Source organism: Mycoplasma nasistruthionis (assembly GCF_006228185.1).
Taxonomy (GTDB): domain Bacteria; phylum Bacillota_I; class Bacilli_A; order Mycoplasmatales; family Metamycoplasmataceae; genus Mycoplasmopsis; species Mycoplasmopsis nasistruthionis.
The window spans coordinates 87,517-113,421 of the sequence record NZ_CP040825.1 but is presented as its reverse complement, the minus strand read 5'-3'; the positions used below and the strand labels follow the sequence as shown (position 1 = coordinate 113,421).

21 protein-coding genes, 2 tRNA genes, 1 other RNA gene and 1 pseudogene are annotated in these 25,905 nt (G+C 29.3%); 12 read left to right on the top strand and 13 right to left on the bottom strand.

Translation table 4 applies throughout. The features are described from left to right. Positions 1-19 precede the first annotated feature (19 nt). A complete protein-coding gene (gene rlmB, locus FG904_RS00465) occupies positions 20-781 on the bottom strand; it encodes a 23S rRNA (guanosine(2251)-2'-O)-methyltransferase RlmB (protein WP_246051807.1) in 762 nt (253 codons plus the stop codon). 28 nt (positions 782-809) lie between these two features. Beyond that, a complete protein-coding gene (locus FG904_RS00460) occupies positions 810-2,045 on the bottom strand; it encodes a class I tRNA ligase family protein (protein ID WP_139591979.1) in 1,236 nt (411 codons plus the stop codon). A 116-nt stretch (positions 2,046-2,161) separates the two neighbouring features. Between FG904_RS00460 and argS the strand changes: the two genes are divergently transcribed. From argS to FG904_RS00430, 7 genes and pseudogenes are all read left to right on the top strand, one after another. Continuing rightward, positions 2,162-3,712 carry an arginine--tRNA ligase gene (argS, locus tag FG904_RS00455; RefSeq protein WP_276331002.1) on the top strand — a complete coding sequence of 517 codons (1,551 nt, stop codon included), beginning with the start codon at positions 2,162-2,164 and terminating at the stop codon, positions 3,710-3,712. Next, positions 3,691-3,816, top strand: coding sequence for a DALR anticodon-binding domain-containing protein (locus FG904_RS03495; RefSeq protein ID WP_420846419.1), 126 nt, complete (start codon positions 3,691-3,693; stop codon positions 3,814-3,816). Before argS ends, FG904_RS03495 begins: the two co-directional genes overlap by 22 nt. A 13-nt stretch (positions 3,817-3,829) precedes the next feature. Then, positions 3,830-4,093, top strand: a complete 264-nt coding sequence (rpoE, locus tag FG904_RS00450; protein ID WP_139591978.1) for a DNA-directed RNA polymerase subunit delta — start codon at positions 3,830-3,832, stop codon at positions 4,091-4,093. Position 4,094: 1 nt separating this feature from the next. Then, positions 4,095-4,963, top strand: a pseudogene (gene fba, locus FG904_RS00445) (class II fructose-1,6-bisphosphate aldolase). Between the two features lie 38 nt (positions 4,964-5,001). Then, a complete protein-coding gene (locus FG904_RS00440) occupies positions 5,002-5,967 on the top strand; it encodes an Eco57I restriction-modification methylase domain-containing protein (RefSeq protein ID WP_139591977.1) in 966 nt (321 codons plus the stop codon). Positions 5,968-6,089: 122 nt separating this feature from the next. Further along, positions 6,090-7,160 (top strand): thermonuclease family protein, encoded by a 1,071-nt coding sequence (locus FG904_RS00435; protein ID WP_139591976.1) that lies wholly within the window; start codon positions 6,090-6,092, stop codon positions 7,158-7,160. Positions 7,161-7,250: 90 nt separating this feature from the next. After that, on the top strand, positions 7,251-9,221 hold the full coding sequence (locus FG904_RS00430; RefSeq protein WP_139591975.1) for a DNA topoisomerase subunit B: 1,971 nt from the start codon (positions 7,251-7,253) through the stop codon (positions 9,219-9,221). Between the two features lie 103 nt (positions 9,222-9,324). Here FG904_RS00430 and FG904_RS00425 read toward each other — a convergent pair whose 3' ends face one another. Beyond that, the gene (locus FG904_RS00425) at positions 9,325-10,158 is read right to left on the bottom strand and encodes a bifunctional 5,10-methylenetetrahydrofolate dehydrogenase/5,10-methenyltetrahydrofolate cyclohydrolase (protein WP_139591974.1); all 834 of its coding nucleotides are present in this window, start codon (positions 10,156-10,158) and stop codon (positions 9,325-9,327) included. Continuing rightward, complete coding sequence (locus tag FG904_RS00420; protein WP_139591973.1) at positions 10,143-12,629, bottom strand: valine--tRNA ligase; 2,487 nt, start codon at positions 12,627-12,629, stop codon at positions 10,143-10,145. The genes FG904_RS00425 and FG904_RS00420 overlap by 16 nt, the downstream gene beginning before the upstream one ends. A gap of 136 nt (positions 12,630-12,765) precedes the next feature. Here FG904_RS00420 and smpB point away from each other — a divergent pair, with 136 nt between their 5' ends. From smpB to FG904_RS00405, 3 genes are all read left to right on the top strand, one after another. Continuing rightward, entirely contained in the window at positions 12,766-13,203 is a 438-nt protein-coding gene (smpB, locus tag FG904_RS00415; protein WP_139591972.1) for an SsrA-binding protein, read from the top strand. A 1-nt stretch (position 13,204) separates the two neighbouring features. Beyond that, positions 13,205-13,575: a transfer-messenger RNA gene (gene ssrA, locus FG904_RS00410) on the top strand. 1 nt (position 13,576) lies between these two features. Further along, positions 13,577-13,650 (top strand) — tRNA-Thr (locus FG904_RS00405). A gap of 158 nt (positions 13,651-13,808) precedes the next feature. Here FG904_RS00405 and FG904_RS00400 read toward each other — a convergent pair. Continuing rightward, the gene (locus tag FG904_RS00400; RefSeq protein WP_139591971.1) at positions 13,809-15,119 is read right to left on the bottom strand and encodes a DUF2179 domain-containing protein; all 1,311 of its coding nucleotides are present in this window, start codon (positions 15,117-15,119) and stop codon (positions 13,809-13,811) included. Between the two features lie 190 nt (positions 15,120-15,309). Beyond that, positions 15,310-15,385: transfer RNA gene (locus tag FG904_RS00395), tRNA-Lys, on the bottom strand. Positions 15,386-15,469: 84 nt separating this feature from the next. Here FG904_RS00395 and gltX point away from each other — a divergent pair. Together gltX and FG904_RS00385 are read left to right on the top strand one after the other, a co-directional pair. After that, the gene (gene gltX, locus FG904_RS00390; protein WP_139591970.1) at positions 15,470-16,882 is read left to right on the top strand and encodes a glutamate--tRNA ligase; all 1,413 of its coding nucleotides are present in this window, start codon (positions 15,470-15,472) and stop codon (positions 16,880-16,882) included. After that, positions 16,875-17,300 carry a hypothetical protein gene (locus tag FG904_RS00385; RefSeq protein ID WP_139591969.1) on the top strand — a complete coding sequence of 142 codons (426 nt, stop codon included), beginning with the start codon at positions 16,875-16,877 and terminating at the stop codon, positions 17,298-17,300. The genes gltX and FG904_RS00385 overlap by 8 nt, the downstream gene beginning before the upstream one ends. Before the next feature lie 70 nt (positions 17,301-17,370). Here FG904_RS00385 and FG904_RS00380 read toward each other — a convergent pair whose 3' ends face one another. The 7 genes from FG904_RS00380 to FG904_RS00350 all read right to left on the bottom strand — a co-directional run bounded on the left by FG904_RS00380 (position 17,371) and on the right by FG904_RS00350 (position 25,900). Further along, a complete protein-coding gene (locus tag FG904_RS00380) occupies positions 17,371-17,841 on the bottom strand; it encodes a hypothetical protein (RefSeq protein WP_139591968.1) in 471 nt (156 codons plus the stop codon). After that, positions 17,834-20,122, bottom strand: coding sequence for a hypothetical protein (locus tag FG904_RS00375; protein WP_139591967.1), 2,289 nt, complete (start codon positions 20,120-20,122; stop codon positions 17,834-17,836). Before FG904_RS00375 ends, FG904_RS00380 begins: the two co-directional genes overlap by 8 nt. Positions 20,123-20,124: 2 nt before the next feature. Continuing rightward, on the bottom strand, positions 20,125-20,400 hold the full coding sequence (locus FG904_RS00370; protein ID WP_139591966.1) for a hypothetical protein: 276 nt from the start codon (positions 20,398-20,400) through the stop codon (positions 20,125-20,127). Between the two features lie 2 nt (positions 20,401-20,402). Then, on the bottom strand, positions 20,403-21,425 hold the full coding sequence (locus FG904_RS00365) for a carbohydrate ABC transporter permease (RefSeq protein ID WP_139591965.1): 1,023 nt from the start codon (positions 21,423-21,425) through the stop codon (positions 20,403-20,405). After that, the gene (locus FG904_RS00360) at positions 21,370-22,416 is read right to left on the bottom strand and encodes a carbohydrate ABC transporter permease (RefSeq protein ID WP_139591964.1); all 1,047 of its coding nucleotides are present in this window, start codon (positions 22,414-22,416) and stop codon (positions 21,370-21,372) included. The genes FG904_RS00365 and FG904_RS00360 overlap by 56 nt, the downstream gene beginning before the upstream one ends. Beyond that, complete coding sequence (locus tag FG904_RS00355) at positions 22,406-24,487, bottom strand: ATP-binding cassette domain-containing protein (RefSeq protein ID WP_139591963.1); 2,082 nt, start codon at positions 24,485-24,487, stop codon at positions 22,406-22,408. Before FG904_RS00355 ends, FG904_RS00360 begins: the two co-directional genes overlap by 11 nt. A gap of 114 nt (positions 24,488-24,601) precedes the next feature. Then, the gene (locus FG904_RS00350) at positions 24,602-25,900 is read right to left on the bottom strand and encodes a thermonuclease family protein (RefSeq protein WP_139591962.1); all 1,299 of its coding nucleotides are present in this window, start codon (positions 25,898-25,900) and stop codon (positions 24,602-24,604) included. Positions 25,901-25,905: the final 5 nt, after the last annotated feature.

Genomic DNA, 25,905 nt, shown 5'->3' with positions numbered 1-25,905 from the left:
AGGGGTAGTGACTGTCAGATTAGTCAAGTTTATTTATAGCATCAAATAATACAATACCAGTTGCTACAGATACATTTAACGACTGCACAGTCCCTGCTTGTTTGATGTAAACTGTTTGATCAGTGACTGATAAAACACTTTTTGATACACCTTCTCCTTCGTTTCCTACCACTAACACAGAAGGTGTGTTGTATTGAACTATAGTGTGCGGTAAAGCTTTTTCATCTAAAGTTGTCGCATAAACTCAATAATTGTGATCTTTTAATTTAGTTAAAGTAGCACTTAAACTATTTACACGATAAAAATTCACACCAATAAAACCTCCAGATGCAATTTTCAACACAGTTGTTGAAATTTCAGCTGATTGTGATTTGGTTAAAATAATATCTTTAACCCCTGCAGCATTAGCTGTACGGATTATTGCTCCTAAATTATGTGGATCTTGAACTTTGTCAAGAGCAAGAACTAATTTAGGTTGATTTTTAATTAAATGATCCACATTTAAATAGTTTCAACTTTCAATGAAACCAATGAAACCTTGATGATTTTCATTGGTGATTTGTTTAATTTCGTCTTTCGATACTAGCTGCACTTTAGTTTTTGAATTACCTTGGAAAAGCTTTAGGTGCATTGGATCTGCAACTAAAATTAAGGAAAATTTAAAACCATTTTTGTATGCTTCTAATACCGAGTTTCTCCCACACACAAATAATTTTGGCACATTTAAACTTTTAGCTTCTTTATTCTTATTAAAAAGTTTGTTTTTGTTTGTATTTTTCATAAAATTTTCCTACTTTTCCTCATTTTGACTAAATTAAGCCTTTATCCATTAAAATAGCTCTTTTACGATCTGCATTTTCATAATCTTTGATATTCATCAGATGTTTTCATTCGTTATAAATCGGTCTATAAGCTTCATAATCAAAATCTTTAAATGAAAACCCTAAAATATCAATTACTTCAACTAATGTTGTAATTAAAACTGGATCTTGATTTAAATTAATTTTCTTAATCATTTCGTTTAAATCCTTATTGAATTCAGCAAAATGGGTATTAAAAACTGAATAAAGCATTCTGTCAAAAATTTGTTCATCGTGCTTTAAGTTTGGAATAGTTTTTAAATTCAATATGTGATTTGTGAAATAAATTTTCTTAATTTTTCTGAAAATCGCTTTAACGTTTTCAAAAATTGCTTCATCGATGTTGATTGTTCCTGTTAATGAACTTAAAAGGAAAATCATTTTTAAAACATCAGGATGATGTTCTTTGATAAAATCTTTAGCTAAAATTACATTTTGTAAAGATTTTGACATTTTTTCACCTTGAAGGTTAATTTGTCCAGTTCTGATTCATTTTTTTGAAATCATCATTCTTTCATTTGCTGCTCAAAATTGGATATTTTCGTTTTCATGGTGTGGAAATGTTAAATCCATTCCTCCACCATGAATGTCAACACCTCTTCCTCTGAAGTGTTTGTCAATAATAGCCGCACATTCTGTATGCCAACCTGGTCTACCTTCGCCAAATTGAGTTTGATATTTTACTCCCATATTTGTTGCTTTTCAGATAGCGAAATCAGCTGGATGATGCTTGTCATAGTTTTGATCTTCATAAACCATGTTTTCAATGTTTTGGTTTGATACTTTCCCATAAACTCTTTTACTTTTAAATACGTTGTATCAAACATTTCCCTTGTCATCAGGATATGCATAACCGAAACGCACTATACGTGAAATTGTTTTTTCAATCTCTTGCATGTTTTCAGTTACGTATTCAATTTTTGTAATAGTGTCAACATTGAATTTTTCAAGCAACTCTAAATATTGATTTGCATAGTATTCTGAAATTTCTTTTTCTGTTTTTTTCTCTTGGATTGCTCTGTTGATTATTTTGTCATCAATATCTGTGATATTATGGATAAAATTAAACTTTAATCCTATCGCTCTAGCACTTTTCAACATTAAATCCATGGTCACAATCGGTCTTAAATTCCCTATATGAACGTCATTATAGACCGTCGGACCACATACATATACTTTAAGCATAATTAAATTATAAATAAAAATTTTTTAAAGTTCAAAACTTATTGATATTTACCACTTTTTGTTTATTTTTTATTGCAATTTTTATATAATTTAAATACTAAAAATAAGGAGTGTAAATGACCTTAAAAAATATCGTAAAAAATACCATTAAAAATGCTGTAAAAAGTTTAATTGAAGAAAATTATTTTGATAACCAATTTGATTTAAATTCATTAGATTTTGCTTTGACAGAAGCAAAAGTTCCAGATGATTTAAATCAAGATAATGTTGTTTATCATTTTTCAACCAACTTGGCATTTATTCTAAAGCAGTTTAAAAAAACGGCGCCAGAGATTATTGCTAATCAACTTGCTACAACAATGCTAGAAAACAAGATTTTTCAGCAAGTTGATGTTGCTAAACCTGGTTTTATCAATATTGTTTTAAATAATTCAGTCTTTTTAGAAACAATGTTGAACATTTATCAAGCTAAAAATTCTTTTGGTGCTAATGTTTTTGATAGCAAAGAAAAAATTAACGTTGAATATGTATCAGCAAATCCGACTGGGTTTTTACATGTTGGGCATGCTCGTGGAGCTGCTTTTGGAGATTCTTTAGTTAGAATTTTAAGATATGCAGGTTTAAATGTTGATTCTGAATATTATGTAAATGATGCTGGAAATCAAATTAATGTTTTAAAAGATTCTATTTATGTAAGATATTTAGAATTATTTGGAATTAATAAACCTATGCCAGAAGATTGTTACAGAGGTTCAGATATTATTTGAGCAGCTCAACAAATTAAAGATAAATATGGTGACTTTTTCTTAGAAAACACACCTGAAAAACAAGCTGAATTAAAAAATGTAGCATCTGCGATTTTACTTGACAAAATTAAATCTGATTTAGCTGAATTTAATGTTAATATTGATATTTACTCAAGTGAAAAGAAACTATCTGAAAACAACTTAATTAATCCTGTTATTCAAGATTTAAAAACTCATACATACACTCAAGATGGTGCTTTATTTTTAAAAACAACAGATTATGGCGACGATAAAGATCGTGTTTTAGTTAAAAGTGATGGGTCATTTACATACTTAACACCTGACATTGCTTATCATAAGTCAAAATTTTCACGTGCTGACAAGTTAATTAATATTTGAGGTGCAGATCACTCAGGTTATATTGCTAGAATGAAAATTGCAATGCAATGTTTAGGTTTTAACCCTGATAAGTTAGACATTTTAACAATTCAATTAGTTAGATTAATTAAAGATGGTGAAGAATTTAAAATGTCCAAACGTGCTGGAACTAGCGTTACTTTAGCTGACTTATTAGAAGTTTCATCAGCTGATGCTGTTAGATTCATGATGTTAACTAGAGAAATCAATAATAAGTTTGATTTTGATATAGATTTGGCTAACTCTCATGATGCTAACAATCCAGTCTTTATCGTACAATATGCTCACTCTAGAGCCGTGTCACTGATACAAAAATTAAAACCAGCAACCTTTTCAGATCAATTAAAATTATCTGAAAAAGCTAAGAGATTAATTCTTGTGCTTGACAATTTTGCAGAATTGATTAAAACTATTGTTTCAACAACAAAAGTTAATTTATTAACTCAATACTTAATTGATTTAGCTAAAGCATTTAACAGTTTTTATGCCGAACAAAATTATTAAATCATCCGCATGAAGCAACTTACAGCATTTTAATTAATGCAGTTGCTAATGTTTTAAAAACTGGATTAAATTTAATTGGTGTTTCTGCACCTGATAAAATGTAAGTAGGAGAAATTTATGGAAAACAAAGTAGTTAGAACAATGTTAGAAATTGCTATTGAAGTAGTTAATTCAAACACTAAACGTGAATATGATTTTCACGAAATTTTCAACGTTGTTGAATCAGAATTAGAACAAGTTTGAAGAGAAAAATTCACTAAAAATGGTGAATTATATGAAAAAGTAAGAGAAACAAAAATGGGTGAATTACACCGTTTATTAACCGTTGACAAAAGATTTGAATATGCTGGCAACGGAAAATGAGAAGGAAAAAACTACTAAAATGGCATTAGTTAACGCAAAAGATATGCTTAAAAAGCTAAGAAAAACAAATATGCTATACCTCATTTTAATATCAATAACTTAGAATGATTAAAAGCAATTGTTTTAACAGCTGAAAAATTAAAATCGCCCGTAATTTTAGGGGTTAGCGAAGGTGCTTTGAAATACATGGGTGGATATAGCACTGTTTCTGGAATGGTTTTAGGATTTTTAAATGATAATAAAATCTCTATCCCAGTAGCTCTGCATTTAGACCACGGAAGTTTTGAGGGATGTTTAAAAGCTATTGAATCTGAAGGGTTTACATCTATTATGTTTGATGGGTCACACTTAGATTTTGAAACTAATTATGAACAAACAAATCAATTGGTTTATTTAGCAAACAACAAAAATATGAGCATTGAAGCCGAAGTTGGTTCAATCGGTGGTGAAGAAGACGGTATTGTTGGGCAAGGTGAATTAGCAAACGTTAAACAAGCTGTTAAAATGGCTAACTTAGGAATAACTGTTTTAGCAGCTGGAATTGGTAATATTCACGGACCTTACCCTTCAAATTGAAAAGGTTTAGATTTTGAACGTTTATCTGATTTATCACAAAACACTGGTATCGGAATTGTTTTACATGGTGGTAGTGGAATTAATGCAGAAGATATTAAAAAAGCTATATCACTAGGTATTACAAAAATTAACGTTAACACAGAATTACAACTAGCTAATCATAAAGCGATTAGAGAATTTATTAAATCAGACAAAGATTTAGAAGCTAAAAATTACGACCCACGTAAATTGCTAAAACCTGGTTTTGAAGCAATGTGTCAAGTAGTAGAAAACTTAATTAAATTATTTGGTTCAGACCAAAAAGCAAACTAAAAGCACTTTTGTGCTTTTATTTGTCACTAGGTATAAAAATGAAAAAAGTACAATATGGTCAATATTTCACCAAAAGTTCAGTCTGACTTAGACCACAAATAATAGACTTTATTAAACAATCGAATTGCAAGATTGCTTATGACCCATTTGCTGGAGATGGTGATTTACTAAAAGTTAGTAAACTTTATGGAATAAACAAAACAATCGGAAAAGATATAGATGAATCATTAGATTGACAAATAAATGATTCGCTAATTTCTATCCCCTCATATCAAGAAGCAATAATCATTACTAACCCACCTTATCTAGCTAAAAATTCTGCAACACGTAAGAAAATAGATTTGTCAAAATACTTTAATAGATCTAAATATGATGATTTATATTTAATTGCTTTAGAGACTATGATTAAGGCTCAAAAGTATATAGTTGCAATAATACCCGAGTCATTTATTAACTCAAACTTTAAACAAAAGCAATTTTTAAATTCAATTACTATTTTAGAACAAAATCCTTTCAATGATACTGAACAACCAGTTTGTATTGTTTGCTTTGATGGTGTTTTAAAAGATTTTAGTGATATTAAAATATACAAAAACGACATTTATATGGGAACTTTAGATCAACTAGAAAACATTCGATTGAATCCTGATAAGTCTACACAAATTAAATTTAACGATCCGAATGGATGATTAGGTCTAAGAGCAATTGATAGCTCAAATGATAACAATAAAATTGAATTCAACTTTAAAGACAAAATTAAATATGATTGAAATCGTTTAAATCACACATCTAGACACTTTACATTAATTTCAATTGAAGTCAGTGATCACTTGAAAACTAAATTTATTAACAAATGTAATGAAATATTATGTCAAATAAGAACAAAGTCGGCTGATGCTATTTTAACTGCGTTTATGGGTAATACTAAAACTGGAATAAGAAGGCGAAGATTAGATTTCAAACTAGCTAGAGCAATTATTGAAACTGCATTAAAAGAACTTTAAAAAATATTCTAAAGTTAAACTTTAATCTGAAAATTTTAATACAACAAAGAAATTTTGTCGCTGAAATTTTCAGGTTTTTTCACAAAAATTTATCAATTAAAAATAAGTAATAAAATTAGAGTATGAAAATAAAGTCATTATTAAACAAATTATTACTTCTAACCCTTCCAGCTAGTGTTATAACCACTTTATCTTCTTCATGCTCAGCAGAAACAAAATCAAACGAACAGCCTTTTCCTTTAGAAAATATTAGTCCAGTACAACCACTAAAGACACCAGAATTAAAAGTTGTTCAAAATCATAACACTAATTCATATTTAAAACAAATTATTTTAGACACCAGCACAGCAGAAACAATTTCTTTAGTGAATTCAAACATCACTAAATTAAACGAAGGCAACAATTTAGGTTTATTAGATGATGCTTCAGGTTTTTCACTTAATTTACCTAAATATGCTGAAGTTTTCTTTCCAGGTGATAAATATAAGCAAAAAAGAGATCAGGTTTTAAGTATCAAAAATAATTTTGATATGTTTGTTAGAAACTCACTGTTTAAATCTGATGTTGATGTTTCTTTATTCAGAATCCAACTTCATACAGCACTTCAAGACTGATTAAATAAAATTCAAGAATATAGATATGAATCGCATCCAGAATTAACTAACTGAGCTTTCTTGCTAGATGATCCAGCTGATGGAGATACTTTTTATAGATATTATTATTTTGACAAACAAAATAACTTAATTCAAGCTCAAACTGGTTTTAGATTTAGAGGGGTAGATACTCCAGAAACAGACAAACCAAGCACAAAAGGTAAATTGGCTAAATATGAAGACCTATACGCGCAAATGGCTAAAAGAGCATTAAAAAGCATAATCGTACAAAATGCTGGAGTGTTTTACTTAAATCCCTTAAATACTGATAAATACAACCGACAAATTGGATTTATTTTTAAAAATAATGAAATGAATTTAGAAGATGAGTTTGGTGCTCAATTAGTTAAAATGGGGTTAGGCAGAGTTGCTTATATAGGCGAAAGAAACTCTAATTATTATCCAGTTCAAACTGATAGACAAGAGCAATATTTACACTTAATTTTAAAACTACAGCAACAAGCAAAAGAGGCACAAAAAGGTTTTTGAAAACACAATATCAATGATGTTTTCTACAAAAACACAGGCAACAAAAAATAAGCGGTAAAACGCTTATTTTTCTAATAAAAATCAGTATAATTTTAATAAATATTACATATTTATTAAAAAACTTAATTTATTAGGAGCAATATGGCTGAAAATAATCAAACTACTCAAAAGAATTATGATGCTTCGTCAATTTCATTTCTTGAAGGTTTAGAACACGTTCGTAAAAGACCAGGGATGTATATTGGTTCAACATCAAAACCTGGATTACATCACTTAATTTGAGAAATTGTAGATAACTCTGTTGATGAAGCTATGGCTGGTTATTGTAATAAAATTGAAATCACAATAACAAAAAACAATTCAATTATTGTTGAAGATAATGGTCGTGGTATTCCTGTTGACTTACACCCTAAATTCAATATCAGTGCCTTAGAAGTGGTTTTAACAAAATTAAACGCCGGTGGAAAGTTTGAAAGTGATGCTTATAAAGTATCAGGTGGATTGCATGGAGTTGGGGCTAGTGTTGTTAATGCCTTAAGCGATTCATTAAAAGCTTGAGTTAAAAGACAAGGGCAGGTTTATTATGCTGAATTCCATGAAGGTGGAAAAACTTTACAATCAGCTACTGTAATCGGGCAGTGTGATCCAAATGAATCTGGAACTAAAATTGAATTCCATCCTGATTACTTAATCATGGATGAAATTCCATTTGACAAAAACTGAATTATTGATCGTGCTAAACAAATTGCTCACTTAAATAAAAAACTTTATGTTTCTGTTAGAGACTTAAGAGATAACTCATTTGTTGAATTTGAATATGAAAACGGTGTATTTGACTATGTTCAAGAACTAAATGCTGGTTATGAAAAAGCAACAGAAATTATCTACGCACAAGGTGAATTTAGTGCAGATAAAAACAAAAATAAAACCGGTGAAGTTCATCAAGTTACAATCGGTGTTGAAGTTGCTATGCAATATTTATCAGACATGTATCGTCCAAACATTATTTCATATACCAACAACATAACAACTACCGAAGGTGGTTCACATGTTTCTGGATTTTATGATGCATTATTAAGAATTATCAATAACTACGCTATTAAAACCGGACACATTAAAAACGATAATGACAAATATACTCGTGAAGATTTAACTGAAGGTGTATCAGCAGTTATTTCTATTAAACACCCTGATCCAGAATTTGAAGGGCAAACAAAAGGTAAGTTAGGTTCTAAAGACGTCAGAATTGCTGTTAACCGTGTGTTTAGCGATGTTTTTGAGCGTTTCTTAGATGAAAACCCTAATGCTGCTAAGAAAATATTAGAAATTGCAGCTATTGCACGTAAAGGTAGAATTTCATCAGCTGCTGCTAGGGAATCAGCACGTCGTAAAAATGTTTTTGATGGTGGTGGTTTACCAGGAAAACTAGCTGACTGTAGTTCTAAGAATGCTGAAATTTCAGAACTATTTATTGTCGAGGGGAACTCTGCTGGTGGTAGTGCCAAAATGGGTAGAGACCGTAAAACACAAGCTATTTTACCACTGCGTGGGAAAATAATTAATGTTGAAAAAGCGCGTCAGGAAAAAGTTTTAAGTAATGAAGAAGTTTTATCATTAATTACTGCTTTAGGTACCGGATTTGCTTCAACATTTAACATTAATAAATTAAGATATCATAAAATTGTAATAATGACTGACGCTGACGTCGATGGTGCTCACATTAGGACATTACTATTAACATTCTTTTATAGATACTTTAGACCATTGATTGAAAATGGATTTATCTATATCGCCCAACCTCCATTATACAAAATTCAACAAAATAAAACTGTTGAATACGCCTTTAATGATGAACAAAAAGATGCTGTACTAGCAACTTTAAACCAAAATCAAAAAATTACCATTCAACGTTATAAAGGGCTCGGAGAAATGGATCCAGACCAACTTTGAGAAACAACTATGGACCCCGAAAGACGCAAAATGCTTCAGGTTCAAATTCATGATTTCCAAAAGTCTGATACAGTATTTCAAACCCTAATGGGTGATGACGTTGAACCGCGTCGTGAATTCATTCAAAAGAATGCTAAATATGTAAAAAATATTGACTTATAATTCCTTTAATAATCAAAAAACACCTATACAGGTGTTTTTATTTACAGCTTTTTTGTTTTGGCAAAATAAAAACGCGAAATATCGCGTTTTAAGGTTAAATAAATTAACGAATAATATCAATTAAATTTTTCATTAAAGCAACTACTGTCATCGGTCCTACACCACCTGGTACAGGAGTGATTGCAGACACTTTGTCAATAACATTATCAAAATCAACATCACCACATAAATCAGCTGTTAGTTGATTATCTAAGTTAGTTCCAACATCAATAACAATTGCACCTTTTTTAAGGTTTTCAGCTTTGACATATTTAGCTACACCGATAGCAACAATTACTATGTCTCCACTTTCAATTCCTTTAATTCCTGTGGTTTCATTGTAAGTTGAAACATTAGCTCCACGACGTTTAATAATATGAGCTAGTGGTTTACCAACCACCGCTGAACGACCTACTACACACACTTTTTTGTCTTTAACGTCAATGTTGTAATATTCCATTAATTCTAATACTCCACGAGCAGTTGCTGGTATAAAATGCTTATCTTTAGTTTCATTGTATAAACGGAAAGCATTTTTAGTAGTTAGACCGTCAATATCTTTTTCATATGGTACAGCATCTAAAATAACTTGTGTTGGAATGTGTTCAGGAAGTGGTAATTGAACAATAATACCATCTTCTTTTTCATTAATCCGATCCATTTTTTTAAGAAGTTGATCTTGAGAAATTGTATCTGCAAACTTATATAAAGTAGCTTGAATACCTAATTGTTCTGCTACTTTCATTTTGTATTGGATGTATTTATTTGAAGCAGGATTATCACCTACTTGAATAATACCTAATCTTAGTTTTTCTTCTAAGTTGAAACTTTCTAATTCTTCTTTTAATTTAGCAAGTTCGCGTTTTGCTAAATCTTTACTTACTAATAATTTTTGCATTTTCATTCCTCTTGATATTGATTTAATTCTTCTTGATATTTATTTAACTTATCTTTTTCTGCTTGAACTTTTTCAGCTGGTGCTTTTGAAACAAAGTTAGCATTAGCTAAAATACCTTGCGCACGTGCAATTTCACTTTGAACGTGTTTGATTTTAGCTTCTAGAAGTAGTTTGTTTTGTTGTTTTAATTCTGCCGATTCTTGAATGTATAAATTTACAGCATCTAAAGCAACTAAAAAGTCTCTGTTTTCTACTACAGAAGCATTAGCCATTTTGTTAATTGTTTCTAAAGCAATTTGATTAATTTCCTTATCTAAACAGTAGTATAAAGCTTGTTTATGTGAAAGTTTATTATCTTCGCGGTATTTACGTAACTGAGCAACAACTGCTATAACAGTGCTAATGTATGATTCTGATTGATAAACTTCAAATTCTGGTCACGATTGCTCTAACAGTTCTTGATTGAAAATATCACTAAATAATTTATCTGTTAGAAACGGCATAAATGGATGCAGAATAATTAAAGTCTGTTTTAAAACATTCATTGCTGCTTGTTTAGAATATGATGATTTTAAAAACTCAACATATCAACTACTTAAATCATTAAAAATATAACGATATATTTCAGTACCAATTACTGAAAAATCATATGTTTGCATTAATGAATTAATTTTGTTGTTTAATTTTGATAATGCTTGCATAATTCATAAGTCTGCATCAGTAGCAGGCACGTTGTTGTCTGGTAAGTCTTTAATGTATTTTGCAATATTTCAAAGCTTATTATTTACTTTTCAAGCTGATTCAACTTTTTCAGTTGAAAATCTAATGTCTAGCCCTGGTGTAGTGTTAGTAATTAAGAATCATCTTAGAGCATCTGAACCATATTGATCAATAACTTCCATCGGATCAACACCATTGTTTAATGATTTAGACATTTTACGTCCTTGCGCATCACGAATTAAACCGTGTAGCAATAATTCATTAAAAGGTTTTTGACCTTGGAATTCTAATCCAAAAAAGTACATTCTAGCAACTCAGAAGAAAATAATGTCATAACCAGTTACTAAAAGTGAAGTAGGATAATAACGATTTAGTTTTTGATTTGATTGTGGTCAACCTAAGAAAACAAATGGTGCTAGCCCTGAAGAGAATCAAGTGTCTAAAACATCTGAATCTTGAACTCAATCTAAACCAGGGCAGTCAATTTGAACTTTTACTTCATTATCTTTGTATCATGCTGGTATACGATGTCCTCATCATAATTGACGTGAAATAGTTCAATCATGAACATCTTCCATTCATTGACGCATTGTGTTTTCAAAACGTTTAGGGAAAAACTTAACACCTTGTTGTGAATCTAAATTATTTAAAATTAAATCTCTGAAATGTTCCATCTTAACAAATCATTGTGGAAGAACTAAAATTTCAACTGGTGTTTTTGAACGATCTGAAATACCAACATTTGAAACAACTTCATCAATTTTTTCAATAAATCCGTTGTCTAATAAATATTGACCAATTTGGTTTCTTGCATCAAATCTTTCAAGTCCATGAAATTGAGATTCAGGACAATTAATGAATCCGTTTTTGTCAATAGTTTCATTAATTTCTAACCCTAGCTTTTGAATAATTTCAATATCAGCTTCAGCATGGGCACTAAGTTTCATTAGACCGCTACCAAATTCTGGATCAACGTATTCATCAGAAATAATAGGAATAATTTTATTAGTTAAAGGATGAATTACACTTTGTCCTATCAAATGTTTATAACGTTGATCATTTGGATTAAAAACAATTGCAACATCACTTAATAAAGTTTCAGTTCTAACTGTGGCAACAACTAAAAATTGATTTGAGTTAACTACTGGATATTTTATGTAATACATTTTTTGATTTGTAGGTTCGTTGTTAACTTCAATATTTGATACTGCTGTTTGAAGCTTAACATCTCAGTTAATCGCTTTAACGCCTTTGTAAATAAAACCTTTGTTATACAAATCAACAAATACTTTTAAAACTGCTTGATTAGCTTGAGCATCTAATGTAAAACGTTCATTTGAATAATCTAAAGCTAATCCGATTGTAGATCATTGTTTTTTAAATAGTTTAGCATACTCTTCTTTTCATTCTCAAACTTTATCCAAGAACTTCTCACGTCCTAAATCATGACGTGTTAATTTTGAAGCTTTATAAATTTCATCTTCAACTTTAGATTGTGTAGCTATTCCGGCATGATCCATTCCTGGTAGTCATAAAACGTCATAACCCTGTAGTTTTTTATATCTAATAATTGTGTCAGGAATATAAACATCTAGTGCATGGCCTAAGTGTAATTTACCTGTAACATTTGGAGGTGGAAGCAAAATTGTAAAAGGTCTTTTTGTTTCATCATGACTTTGAAAATATTTATTTTTTTGTCATTTTGCATCAATACCTTTTTCAACTTCTTTATGATTATATTTTTTATCCATATTCACTCCTTTTTTAGTTGTTGCATATATATTAATAATTATACTAAATTAATTGGAAAATGGGTCTATTATACTAAAAAACTTAAAATTTGTATTTCTTTTTTTATTTTTCTAATTAATAAAGTAAAATAAATGTATGAAAATTATTTCGACCAATAAAAAGGCACATCGTGATTATGAAATTTTAGATAAATTAGAGGTTGGATTAGAACTAATGGGTTGAGAAGTAAAATCAGCTAGAGCTAATTCAATTGATTTATCAAACGCATTTTGTTCAATTTATAAAGATGAAATGTATTTAAAAGAAGCGTATTTTAAACAATACATGAATGTAAAATGTGATGAATTTCGTGATCGTAAATTATTGTTACATAAAAAAGAAATGCTTAAATTTAAATTCAAAGCAGATTCTTTATCATTAACAATTATTCCTTTGAAGTTGTATTTTAATAAAAAGTCTTTAATTAAGCTGGAAATTGCGCTTGCTAAAGGACTTAAAAAATATGACAAGCGAGATAAAATCATAAAAGAAGAAGTTAATAAAAGAGTCTTAAAAACCTTAAATAACTATTAATGGGGATATAATGGTTTCGACAGGCTTCGGGCTAATGTAATGGCAGTAGTGTGGTAGACTATAAATACCACTAGGCTTTTCTAAACGGAAAACAACAAAAATCAGCTTCATCAAACTTATACATGATGAACAACTTTTCAAACCTAGCTTTTGTTTAATATAACAATCTAGTGGGTTAATTGATTTTCCTAGATTAATTAATTCGGTATTTTAGGATAGTTTAAGCGTTGACAAACTTAAATGAAATGAGTCAAACATTAATTTGTTTTTTGTTTATTTTAGATAATTAGTGTTAGCAAAAATAAACTAAACTGTAGAAGTTGCATTAATCTCGTTGCGTGGACAGGGGTTCGATTCCCCTTATCTCCACCATGCCATTTTAGTTTAGTGGTAAAACAGTTGACTCGTAACCAACCGACACGAGTTCGATTCTCGTAAATGGCACCAGATCTGCGTTTGCAGATTTTTTTATACAAAAAAGCACTCTGTGAGTGCTTTTTTGTTTTTTAAATGTTTAATTGTTATTTAATATTTTTGTTAATTTTTTGTTTTTTTAATAATGATTTTAAACAATTAAAAACAAGCTAATAAGCTTGTTTGAATGATTAAAACTTAGTTTCTGGTAAGTAAATATTTCCATCAATACTTTTTACATCAGAAATAACAATAAAGGCTTGATTGTCTACTGATCTAACATCTTTAATAATTCTTAGAACATGTCTGAATAATGAAATCGAAGTTAATACATCAATTTCTTCATTTTTATGTCCACCTTTAGCCTTAAATATTGTTAACCCTGTAACAATTTTTGGATCGTTAACAATTTTGTGTTGAATTTCTTTAGATTTGTGTGAGAATACTTGAACTCTAACAAGTTTGAATTTAGGAAATAGTTTGTCTAACACCATAATGTAAACAACGTTTACTAAAATTGTAGCAACTAAGTTCGGTGAAAAGTATAGTTCTGTGTGGATGCTTCTTCCGAATTCTTCCATTTGTTTAGCGTTATCTAAGCCAGCTTGAGCTAGTAAGATACGACCTGGTAAATATGAACCAACAAAAACAGCAATTATAACAATGATGATATTCATATAACCAGAAATTTGTCCAAATGATTTTTGTTTTGCGTTAGCATATCACTCACCAATAACACCTGTAACACCTGCTGTTCCACCAATGATTTGAATAATTGCAAATACATAAGCTAAAACAACTCCATAAACAATTGAGTAAATCATTAAAGCAATAATACTTGCTGATGATTGTGCGTCTCATAATAATGGAATTAGTGAACTAAGTGCTTTACTATAATCTGGTAGCAGATCTTTAATTTTTTGGTTTGAAAAATCACCAATAATATAAGTACTATTAACTCCTGGAATTAAACCTAAACTAAATGAAACAACTGATGAAACTACTAAGAATAAAACAGTTAAGTTAGTAAATAAAACGCCAACTTTTTTATAACCAAAATAGAATATCGGAATACTTAAAATAACATAAGCAATTCAGAAAACAAACTGGTCAATTAAGTTTCTAACTGTTTGAGATACTTGTGATTCCTTTAAGTTAACAACGATAATTTTAGCAGCCGCTTGTCCAAAAGCTGCTAAACCAAAGTTGTAAATACCAACGTTTTTAACTAAAAACACACTAACTACCCCAAATACTATAGCAGTAGCGATTGTGATTAATAAAATTGTAGTTAAAGTAAATTGCCCATATAAAAAGCTTAGTTTTAAACCAAAGTTTGACATTCTAGTTCTTTTATAAACAGTATTTTGTTTATGAATGTGTGTTTGGTGTAATTGAATGGCTTCTAAGTCTTGATTTAAGTCTTCAATAGCATTTAAATCAGGTTTTTTCTTAGATGTAATGCCAAATAATTTTTGAAAAAAGTGTTTAAAATTTTTCATTTTTCCTCCTTTCAATCTAAAAAAGTGCATAAATAAAAAGACAGGACAGTCTTTTGATTTATTCTCTTATTTTATTTTACACATTTTAATTACCATTTTTGTCAAAAAGTTAAATAAAAAGATTATGGAACAAAATTTTCCACATAATAAAACTCACCGTTTGGTTAGTATCTGGTCAGTTGAACTGATATGGTACATCGTACAGGGTTCGAACCCGCGACCCGATGGTTAAGAGCCATCTGCTCTACCGGCTGAGCTAACGATGCAACATTATTATACTATTTATTTAAATAGTATAACTTTAAAAATTGTATAATTAAAAATATTTATCACAATTTTTGAGGTAAAAGATGAATAAAGTAAGAACTAGATATGCACCTAGCCCAACTGGATACTTACACATTGGTGGTGCTAGAACAGCTTTGTTTTGCTATTTATTTGCAAAACATTTTAACGGAGATTTTGTATTCCGTTTAGAAGACACTGATGTAAAAAGAAATGTTGATAAAGGTGAAGAATCTCAATTAGATAATTTGGCTTGATTAGGAATAGTGCCTGATGAGTCTCCATTAAATCCTAATTCCAAATATCGCAAATATCGTCAAAGCGAAAAACTTGATAGATATAAAGAAGTTTTACAAGTTTTATTAGAAGCCGATTTAGCTTACAAGGCTTATGATAACTCTGAAGAACTTGAAGCTCAAAAAGCTGAAAGTGATGCTAAAGGAATACCTAGTTTTAGATACGATCCAAATTGACTAAAAATTTCACAACAAGAAAAACAAGAGCGTGATGCTAAAGGCTTATACTCTTATCGTTTAAAAATGCCTAAAGATATGGAATTAAAATGAAACGACTTAGTTAGAGGTGAAATTGTTTTTAATTCTTCTGAAATAGCTGATTGAGTTATATTTAAATCTGATGGTTTTCCTACATATAACTTTGCTGTTGTAGTAGATGATCATGATATGGAAATTAGTCATATTTTAAGAGGTGAAGAGCATATTGGAAATACACCAAAGCAGTTGGTTTTATATCACTATTTAAATTGACAAGTTCCGACATTTGGTCATATGACAATTATTACTAATATGGAAGGTAAAAAATTATCTAAGCGTGATTTAGATACAAAACAGTTTATTGAAGATTATAAAAATGAAGGTTATATGCCAGAAGCTTTATTTAACTTCTTGGCTTTACTAGGTTGAACCGCAGCTGATGCTACTGAAATGATGACAAAACAACAGTTGATTGAAAAATTTGATCCAGCTAGATTATCTAAAAGCCCTTCTAAGTTTGACGAAACTAAAATGAATTGATTCTCAAAACAATATTTAAAAAACAAAGATAATACTGATTTAATCGCCTTAATGAATTTAGAAGCTAAATTAGATAATCAATGATTAGATTTATTTGTTGAAACATTTAAACAAAACGCAACAACTATCAGTGAATTAAAAGCTAATTTAGATCAATATTTAAATCCTGGTAATTTAGTTAAAGCACAATTTAGTGAAACTGAATTAAATGTAGTAAAACACTTTGCCAGTGTTTTAAAACAACTTGTTGACAGTGAATTTACTGTTGGTTTAATTCAACAAGCAATTGATCAAACAAAAACTGATTTAGGAGTAGCTGGCAAAAACTTATTTATGCCAATTAGATTAGCAACAACTCAAGTACAACACGGTCCTGAATTAGCTAAAGCAATTTATTTATTTGGTAAAGAATTAATTTTAGATAGGTTAAAACAATATGAATAATAAAATTAAATTTAAATCAGTATTTACAACTCTGCATGATAATAAACAACAAATTATCCAATTTGATGCTCCGTTAACTATTGAAGAATATCCTGAAGAAGGTTTTAAACAATTAATTTTCAATGAACCAAAACTAAATCAAAAAAACATTATTGAACTTTATGATAACAAAGCAATTTTCTATACAGACAACACAACTGTAGAATTATTACAAGAAGGTTTTGGTGATGTTACAATTAATTTAACAGTACCAAATAATCCAAATCCTATTGTAATGAATTGATTTACAAAAGTACAAGAATTTACAGTTTCAAGTAATTATTTAAACTTTAAATACCAAATGTATTCAGATAAAGATACTGAAGCACATACTGAATTTGATTTACAAATTGAAATTTATCAAACTGAAGCTAACTAAAACACCTATATGGTGTTTTAGTTTTGTCTTTAAGGCAACAAAAAACATTCCTTACGGAATGTTTTTATTATTATGCAGTTGGTTGTCCTGTGACAACTCTGTTAAATGAACCACCTTCTGTTTCATTACTAAATTTTTGTCCATCATCAGGTCTTTTAGTAATTTCTTTAATACCTAATGATTGATAAGTAACTGAAGGGTCAAAACTTTGAATGTTTTTAACTAAATCATAAATTGAAGCTTGCATTTTATTAATATCACTTTGTCATTGACCTGATTCAACAGGTGAACCTTGTACATAATTATCATATGTTTCTTGATATCCTAGTTGTGTTGTTAAAACACGATTTTTTAAATCTGAATTAACTCTTGAATCGTTGAAAATTTCTTTTGATTTTAAGACATTAATATCTGAATTAGTAGCATTAGCTTCTTCAATTAATTGATCTTCACTTTTTTCTGGTTCATTTGTTTTATCTTGTGAATCTACAGTAGTTGAATTAGATTCGGCTTGGTTATTTTCTGCTGTAGATTTATTCACTGGGAGATGATTCTGGTTGCATTGTAGAATTCTCAGAACCTTCGTTTGTTGTTGTTTCAGAAGTAGTTGTTGTTGAACCGTTTTCTGATGGTGTAGGATTTGAATTTTCTTCTACAGCTGGTTTATTATTTGTTTCAGTAGTTGAATTTTCAAGTGTGGGTCGTGTGTTTTCGCTTGGTTGATTTTGACTGTTGTCTGCAGTTGGTTGAGTAGTGTTTTCAGCTTCTGGTTGTCTTGAGTTGTTTTCAGCCATTGGATCAGGCATGTTGTTTCGTTCTACAGTTGGTCGATTATCCACTGTAGGTTGTGTATCTACTGACACCATTGGCTCTTCAACTTGTTTAATAGTTGGTACATTACCTGAAGCATCTTTAACATTAACAGCTTTGGCGTAAGCTTCACTTACTTCATATCCAGCAGGTAGAGTTTCCATAAAATTGTTTTCAATATTGTATGAAGTGTCTACTGATGATGGTTGATATGAAAGATATGCTTTATAAATATCTAACATGTATCATTTGTCAGATTTAGCGTCATAAAATTCTAATCAAACAGTATCTATTTTATTATTGTTTGAATAAGCATATCTACCTTTAATTAATTGAATTTTGTATAAACCGTTTGCAAATAAAGTTTTTGCATATAGTTCATTTAATGATTCAATGTTTGTTGTCGTTTCTTCAATTTGTTCGTTTAAAATATCAAGAGCTTTTTGGTAATCAGCTTTGTAAGTTGCAAATTCTGGCTCGTTAAATTTATTTTGAACTAATTGTAATTGATCTTTAATTTCTTGGTTTAGTGATTGAATATCAGCTTCATATTCAGCTTTTTTAGATGCTTGTTCAGGATCATTTAATTTATTTGTTAATTCTTGAACCTTGGCATATTTTTCATTAGCTGAAACTAACATTGATTTTAAAATGCTTCTTTGATTATTTAAGTCGTCATTGTCTTTACGATATTTAACAATATCTTTTCTTAGTTTTTCAACACGAGCATCATTTCCTGATTCTTCATTTAATTTTATATTTCTTTCAGCTGCTGAAATTCTATTTAAATTAGTAGTAATAGAAGGTAGATAAATTAAATCAGGATGTAATTCTAAAAACAATTTAGGACTATTAATAAATGAAGCTGCTTGTTCAGAAGTTAATACAGATGTTACTGTATCTGGATTATCAGATAGTGCAGTTTGTTTATCACTATTAACTTTATTAACTTCAAAAACCCTGTAATCATCTGATAATGTGTTTGTGTTAGGGTTAACACCTTTAATTACATATTCAGGAGCAAATCCTGTTGCAATTCCACGACGTGGAGATGCTGTTGGAGATACTCTATATGTTGGGAATGTTCTTTTGATAAAGTTAAATAGTTTAACAATTGATTCTTTTGCACTGTTTTCAACTTTATCAAAGTTAAATTCAACATTTGATCCCAATAGTTCATTTTGAAAACTTTGGAAGTCTTTTGAAGGAATATAATCACCAATTTTTAGTAAAACCCTAAAGTTAAACACATAAGCATGTTCAGCAATTGCGTCTGCAACAACTTTGTCATTATTATCTGTTGATGATAATGATTGTAAATATTTTGAGTAAAAAGGTGTATCTTTTAAGAAATTATTTACAACATTTTCAACATCTTGTTTTGTAACGTATGATGTTAAATCTGATAAATCATAGTAACTAAAGTTTTTAACTTGTGAAATTAAACTACTTAATTCTTTATATTTTTCAGGTAAAGAAGGTTTTTTGTCACTTGTATTTTCACTTCATGAAACTATTTTTTCAGCTGTGTTAAATACTATTAAATTTTGTGATTTTTGTTCTTGTATTAATTCATTACCTAAAGTAATTAATTTATCTAATAATGGCTCAATTTTTTGACGTTGCTCTGAAATTGTAATTGAATCAAGTGCAGTTTGGTTTTTGCTAAAAAGATGATTTTCAAAAACAAATAAATTCTTAACATGGTGATTTAAATGTTCATTGTTAATATCAATTTTGCTTTTAATACTGTAATCAAAACCACTAAATGTATAAGTTAATAAATTACTATTAAATAATGCATTTTCAAAATTTACTAAAGCTGGCTTTTTAGGATCAGCAACTTTTTGTTTAACAATCAATCCATTGTTATTTATAAACTTTTTAGCATATAGCACTGTTGTGTTATTTTCATATAAACATGAAACTGCTAATAATGGTGCAGAAGTTGCTAGAACTGATGAACCAATTAATAAAGGAAGTTTCTTTTTAAAATTAAATTTAAATTTCATAATTAACTAAACATTTCAGCATATTTTCATGATTTTAGTCCTGCATATGAAATAACAGAACCAATTACGAAAATTAAACAGCTTAATGCTAAACCTCCTATTGAATAAGCTTTAGTAAATTGGTATGTATCAACAATTTTTTGGTCTAAAGTTACTTTTTCAGTTAATTCTAGAGTTGATGATAAGGAATTAATCAAAATTGAAAGTGTAATTATGGCAATAAAGGCTATTATAGTTAAAATTAGTCAAGTAATAACTTTTCTTTTGTAATTTTTCATAATTATCCTTTAATTGTTGAACCTTGTCTTGAAATAGCTGCCATAATTCTTTTTCTTGCAAGTAAGTAAACAATGAACATAGGTAAAATAACAAGTAAACTAGCTGCAAGTTTAACGTTTTGTAATGTGTTTGCTCCTGATTCAGGATCATCTGGGTTAATTCCAGCTCTGAATAATCAAACAGATACAACGTCTAGTTTTTGATCTGAAATTGTTGAAATTAATGATGGTCATAGGTATGAGTTTCATGAAGCAAGTGCTGTTAGAATACAGATTGTTAAAGTTGTTGGCATAACCATAGGGAATGCGACTTTAACTAAGTATTTTCATCCACCAGCTCCATCTACTAATGAAACTTCTTTAATTCTACCTGGAATTGCTTCAAAAGCATTTTTGTACATAATTGTGTTAAAAACACTAGCTGTAAACGGTAAGGCTACAGCAAATAGGAATTTACCATAAGTTTTAGCTAAACCTGTATCAACAACAACTTGATATTGTCCAGCTAATAACGCTACTTCTGGTAAAACAAGCAAGGCAAGAGCTAAGAATCAAATTAACCCTTTTCCTCGTCAGTTTCTTAATGAAAAGGCATATCCCATTAAGAAAGTAATAATAACTTTTAGTGAAACAGAAATTACAACATTTAATAATGTTAAAGTAATAGCACTTCAATATCCTGTAGCAAAGGCTCTAGCATAAGTATTAGCTACAACTTCTGATCATGGTTTTGTAACAAAACCACCATTTAAATATGTAACACCTTCAGAAAATGAAGGGAAGAATCTGAATTCTGTTTTTAAAGATGCAGCTTCACTATCATTCATAAATGAAATAGAAATCATGTAAATGAATGGGAATAGAATAACTACACCAAAAAATGAAAGTAATAATAATTTTAAAGAACTAGTTAGAATAACTTTTCCAAGATTGCTTTCGGTAACTTGAGAAGAAACACGTTCTTGATTCTTACGAAGTTTTCGCTGAATCAAGCTTCTCTGAAGCTTTAACTTTAACTCAAACATTTCTTTCTCCTAAGTTGTTTAATGTGTGTTGCATCATAAAGAATCCACCACGTACGATTGAAGAGAATGCCACTCCAATAATAAATAGTGATAAACTGGCAGCACCGGCTAATTGGAAGTTACCTGATTGTGTAACTAAGTACACAAAAAGCATTAATGATCCACCTCCACTGTTAAATGCATTTTCTGGTTTGTTTTCAAATAATGCAAGTGGGAAAACTTTTAATCCACCAATAATTCCTAGTGTGATTAAGAAGTTAATTGTGCTTTTAATTGATGGTAGTGTAATTGTGAAAAATTGTTTAACACCGTTAGTTCCATCGATTGAAGCTGAACGGTATAAGTTTTTATCAACACCTAACATAGCTGTTGTGAAAATTAAGATATTGAATGCAAGACCATTTCAAATACCATTAATAATCATAGCTACTAAAGCATTGAATGTATATCTACTGTTTGTAGTTAATCATGGAACTGATGTTCCTAAAGTTTTGTTTAATAGTCCATATGTACTAAATAATTGGATAAAAGCTAAAGAAACAGCAACACCATTAGTAATATATGGCATGAAGAATACTGTTTGTCAGAAACCTTTTGCATATTTACGATAAAGCTTAGCAATAACTGATGAAATTACTAAAGCAATCATCATAACAAAAGGTAAAACAAACATTCCATAAATAAATGAGTTTCTAACCCCTACTGCAAAACGAGCATCTGTAAAAACAGATACATAGTTATTTACTGTAAATTCCCCTGTGCTTGTACTAAATGAACGGATTAAGTTCATAAACATAGGAGCTATTGTAAATGTTGCTAGTAATAAGATACCAGGTAACAATAGCAATAATGGAACTCACATAGGAGTTTTCTTATCTAAAATTGAATGTGATAAAGTAGATTTTTTACTTGCTTGTTTTTTTGTAGATCAACCAAATAAAAATGATAATTTCTTTTGAATGTTTAAATGAAATAAATTTCTATTGAACATTGTATTCTAATCTTTCTTCAGATTCGGCGTCAAATACGTGTAGTTTGTTTAATGGTACGTCAAAGTAAATATCGTCATTTTGTTTGTATGAGTATGAGTTATCTAATAAGAAGTTAACTCTTCCTACATTTTTAACATCAACTACTAATTTACTTTCTTTACCAAAGTTTTCTTGAACAACTACTTTACCACTAAACATATATTCGTTTTGTTGTGTTTTGATAATGAAATCTTCTGAACGTACACCAACGTTTAATGTTAAATTGTCTTTATCTACTAATTTAACATTTGGCAATTGTACTCCACCCATTATTAATAAACCGTTGTTGTATGTAGATTGGAACAGTCCCATTTCAGGCATTCCTAAGAAACGAGCAACGAATTGATTTCTAGGTTTGTTGTATAAATCTAGTGGTGAACCAATTTGTTGTACTTTAGCTGTTGACATACATACAATAATGTCTGAAATAGACATAGCTTCTTCTTGGTCGTGAGTAACAAATACTGTTGTAATTCCTAGAGATTGTTGAATTTCTCTAATTCATTGACGTGTTGAAATACGTAATTTAGCATCTAAGTTTGATAATGGTTCATCCATTAATAAGATTTCAGGTTTTTTAACAATAGCACGGGCAATTGATACACGTTGTTGCTGTCCCCCTGATAAACGTGTTGGTTTCTTTTGTAAGATTTTAACAATATCAACACGTTTAGCAACTTCCATAACTTCGTTGTGGATTGCTTTTTTCAATGAAATATCATCTTTAGCAAACTCTTTGATTTTTGCTTTATCTTCTTCAGTTAATAAATCTGCACCTTGTCTTATTTCTTTAATTCTTTGTGCTAGTTCATATTTTTGAGCTAATTCATGTTTTAAAGTATTAAAGTGTTTTTTAGCAATAATAGGTAAGATTTTTGAATCTTTTAATAATTCATTGTATTCTTGATCTGAAGCTAAAGCTTGTTTAAATGCAACTTTTTCTTGTAAGTATTTTTCTTTAGCATCTTTTTTAAGAGTAATGTATTTTGTTACAATTTCTTCTTGTTTGATAATGTATTTATAACGAGTAATTAATTTTAAAGCCTTACCTTCTAAGTTAACAATTGAAATTCTAGATTTTAAAGTTAACTCTGCAAAATCAATTTGCATTAAGTAAGCAACAAAATCTTGTAGTTTTTGAATTTCTTGTTCCATTTGTTCTTTTGAACCAGCTTTGTATTTTAAGATTGATGAATTAAATTCTCCATTAAATACATTAATATCTTTTAATGATTCAGCTAATGAACCATTAGCAGATTCTGTAGCAAATTTGTTTTTGATTTCAGAAATTCTTGATTTTGAATCTAAACTAATTTGTTTGTTTGTTTTAATAACATTTTTACTTAATAATGAAATATCTGAACTTTCATGTACTAGTGTGATTTTGTAATCTGTATGAGCTTTTTCATAGTTAGCTACTAATCTTGCATAAACTTCATTTAGTTTATGTGTTGTTTCTTCTGTGATTATTGTTCAGTTTTCATGTGCTTGTTCAACTGCTTTAATTTCATCTTCACTAGCACCTAATCTAGCTAAATAAACATTCTCAATGTCGCTTTTTGCTTTTTCTTTCTTCATGTAGAATTTTCTTTGTCAATCAGCGTCATTTTTTAATGGGAATGCGATATTAGCGTAAACACTCATATGAGGATAAAGAGCATAGTTTTGGAACACAAAACCTATTTTTCTTTTTTGTGGTGTAAAATCTGTAACGTCTTTTCCTTTGAATAAGATTTTTCCAGATGTTACTGTTAATAATCCTGCAATGGCGTTTAATGTAGTTGTTTTACCAGAACCTGATGGTCCTAATAATGTAACTAATTTACCTTCAGGGATTTTGAAACTTACATCATCTACAGCTAATGTTTCACCGAAGTCAATGTTTAGGTTTTTAAGTTCAATTGAAGGGATTGAATCTTTGTCTAAACTTTTGAATTCATCAACATACTTGTTAATTTTTGCTAATGATTCTTCATCAACTGTAACTGATTTCTCTTTAAAATAAGAGACTAATTTGCTTATCAGTTTCATTAATTTCCTTTCATTTTTTACTAAGTTAAATTAAATTTTGAGTATATTTATATTTTACCATAATAAAGCATTACCCTTAGGTAATGCTTTATTTATATGAAATTGGTAGTATAATTATTTATTTTCGACTAATTTTTCAAATGGAATATATGAAGTATTAGGTTTAATTAAATAAATAAATCTTGCAACTTGACTTGAATTTTCAAAGTAGTGGAAAAATCCACGTTTGTTTTGTTTAGCTTCAGCCATAGCTTTAGCAATTTCTGGATAAATAACAGCTTCATAAGATCCAACTTGTTGAGTACCTTCTGGATTATATGTTTGTTTTGCTAAAGGTAATGTGTAACCTGCTCTAACAATTTCTGTGTTATATGAATGTTGGAAATTATCACCAAAGAAAATGTCAGCTGTAATTCTTTCATATGCATCTTTACCTTCAACAAATCCTACTATTACTTCCTTGTTTGTTAATACCTTTTCACCAAACTTAGATGCTAATAAAGCAAAAGAATATTCAAATGGAGCAGCGGCAACAACATTTTTACCACTACCAACGGCTTTTTCAGGCGTATCTATACCTGCTAAACGAATTTTGTATGTTTCACCTTTAGTAATTTGTTGACCAGCTATAATTTTGCTTTCTTTTGCTTCAATTGTAAAAGTGTCACCATCTGATGCTGATAAAACTTTAGCTTTGAATGATAAGTTTTTATTAATTGGTGCTTCTCAATCAATATTTAAAGTTTTATAAATTGAAGGATCAACAACAACTTGATAATTGCTTAAAGTAGGGTTTATTGATGAATCGACAACTTTATTAATTGCTGATGAGAATAAATTAACTGGTAGTTCAACTTTTTTATTATCTCTATTTAAACCTTGATAATATGCTATATAACCAAAGTTATTAGATACTTTAATTGATGCTATTTTTGCAGCGGCTTTTTGTTGTTCAGCAGATTGACCTTTTTCACCTAATTTACCTAATTCTAAATTTTGATCAATTGATTCGAATTTAAAATCAAATGTAAATTTAGATGATTTGGTTTGAACATTTACTTTTATACTTTTTGGATAATCTGAAAATTTAGAAGCTGAAGGTATTAAAAATTCATTAGTTCCTGAATATTTAATTTCAGGTTCATATTGACTAGTAAAATATTCAGCAATTTCACTTTTTAAATCATTTATTGCTTTATTAAACTTAGAGTTTAAAAAGTCACTTAATTTATCAGCTGGTAGAATGTTAAATTGTAAACTGTTTCTATCAGCCTTTAATACTAAATCACCATCAAATTTAAAATCAAAAGTTTTGTAGTTATTTGTATCATCACATGAAGCAACTATCGATGTCAATCCTGCAACACTACCTATGGTTATTAGTGGAAATAAAAATTTTGTTTTCTTAAACATTTTTC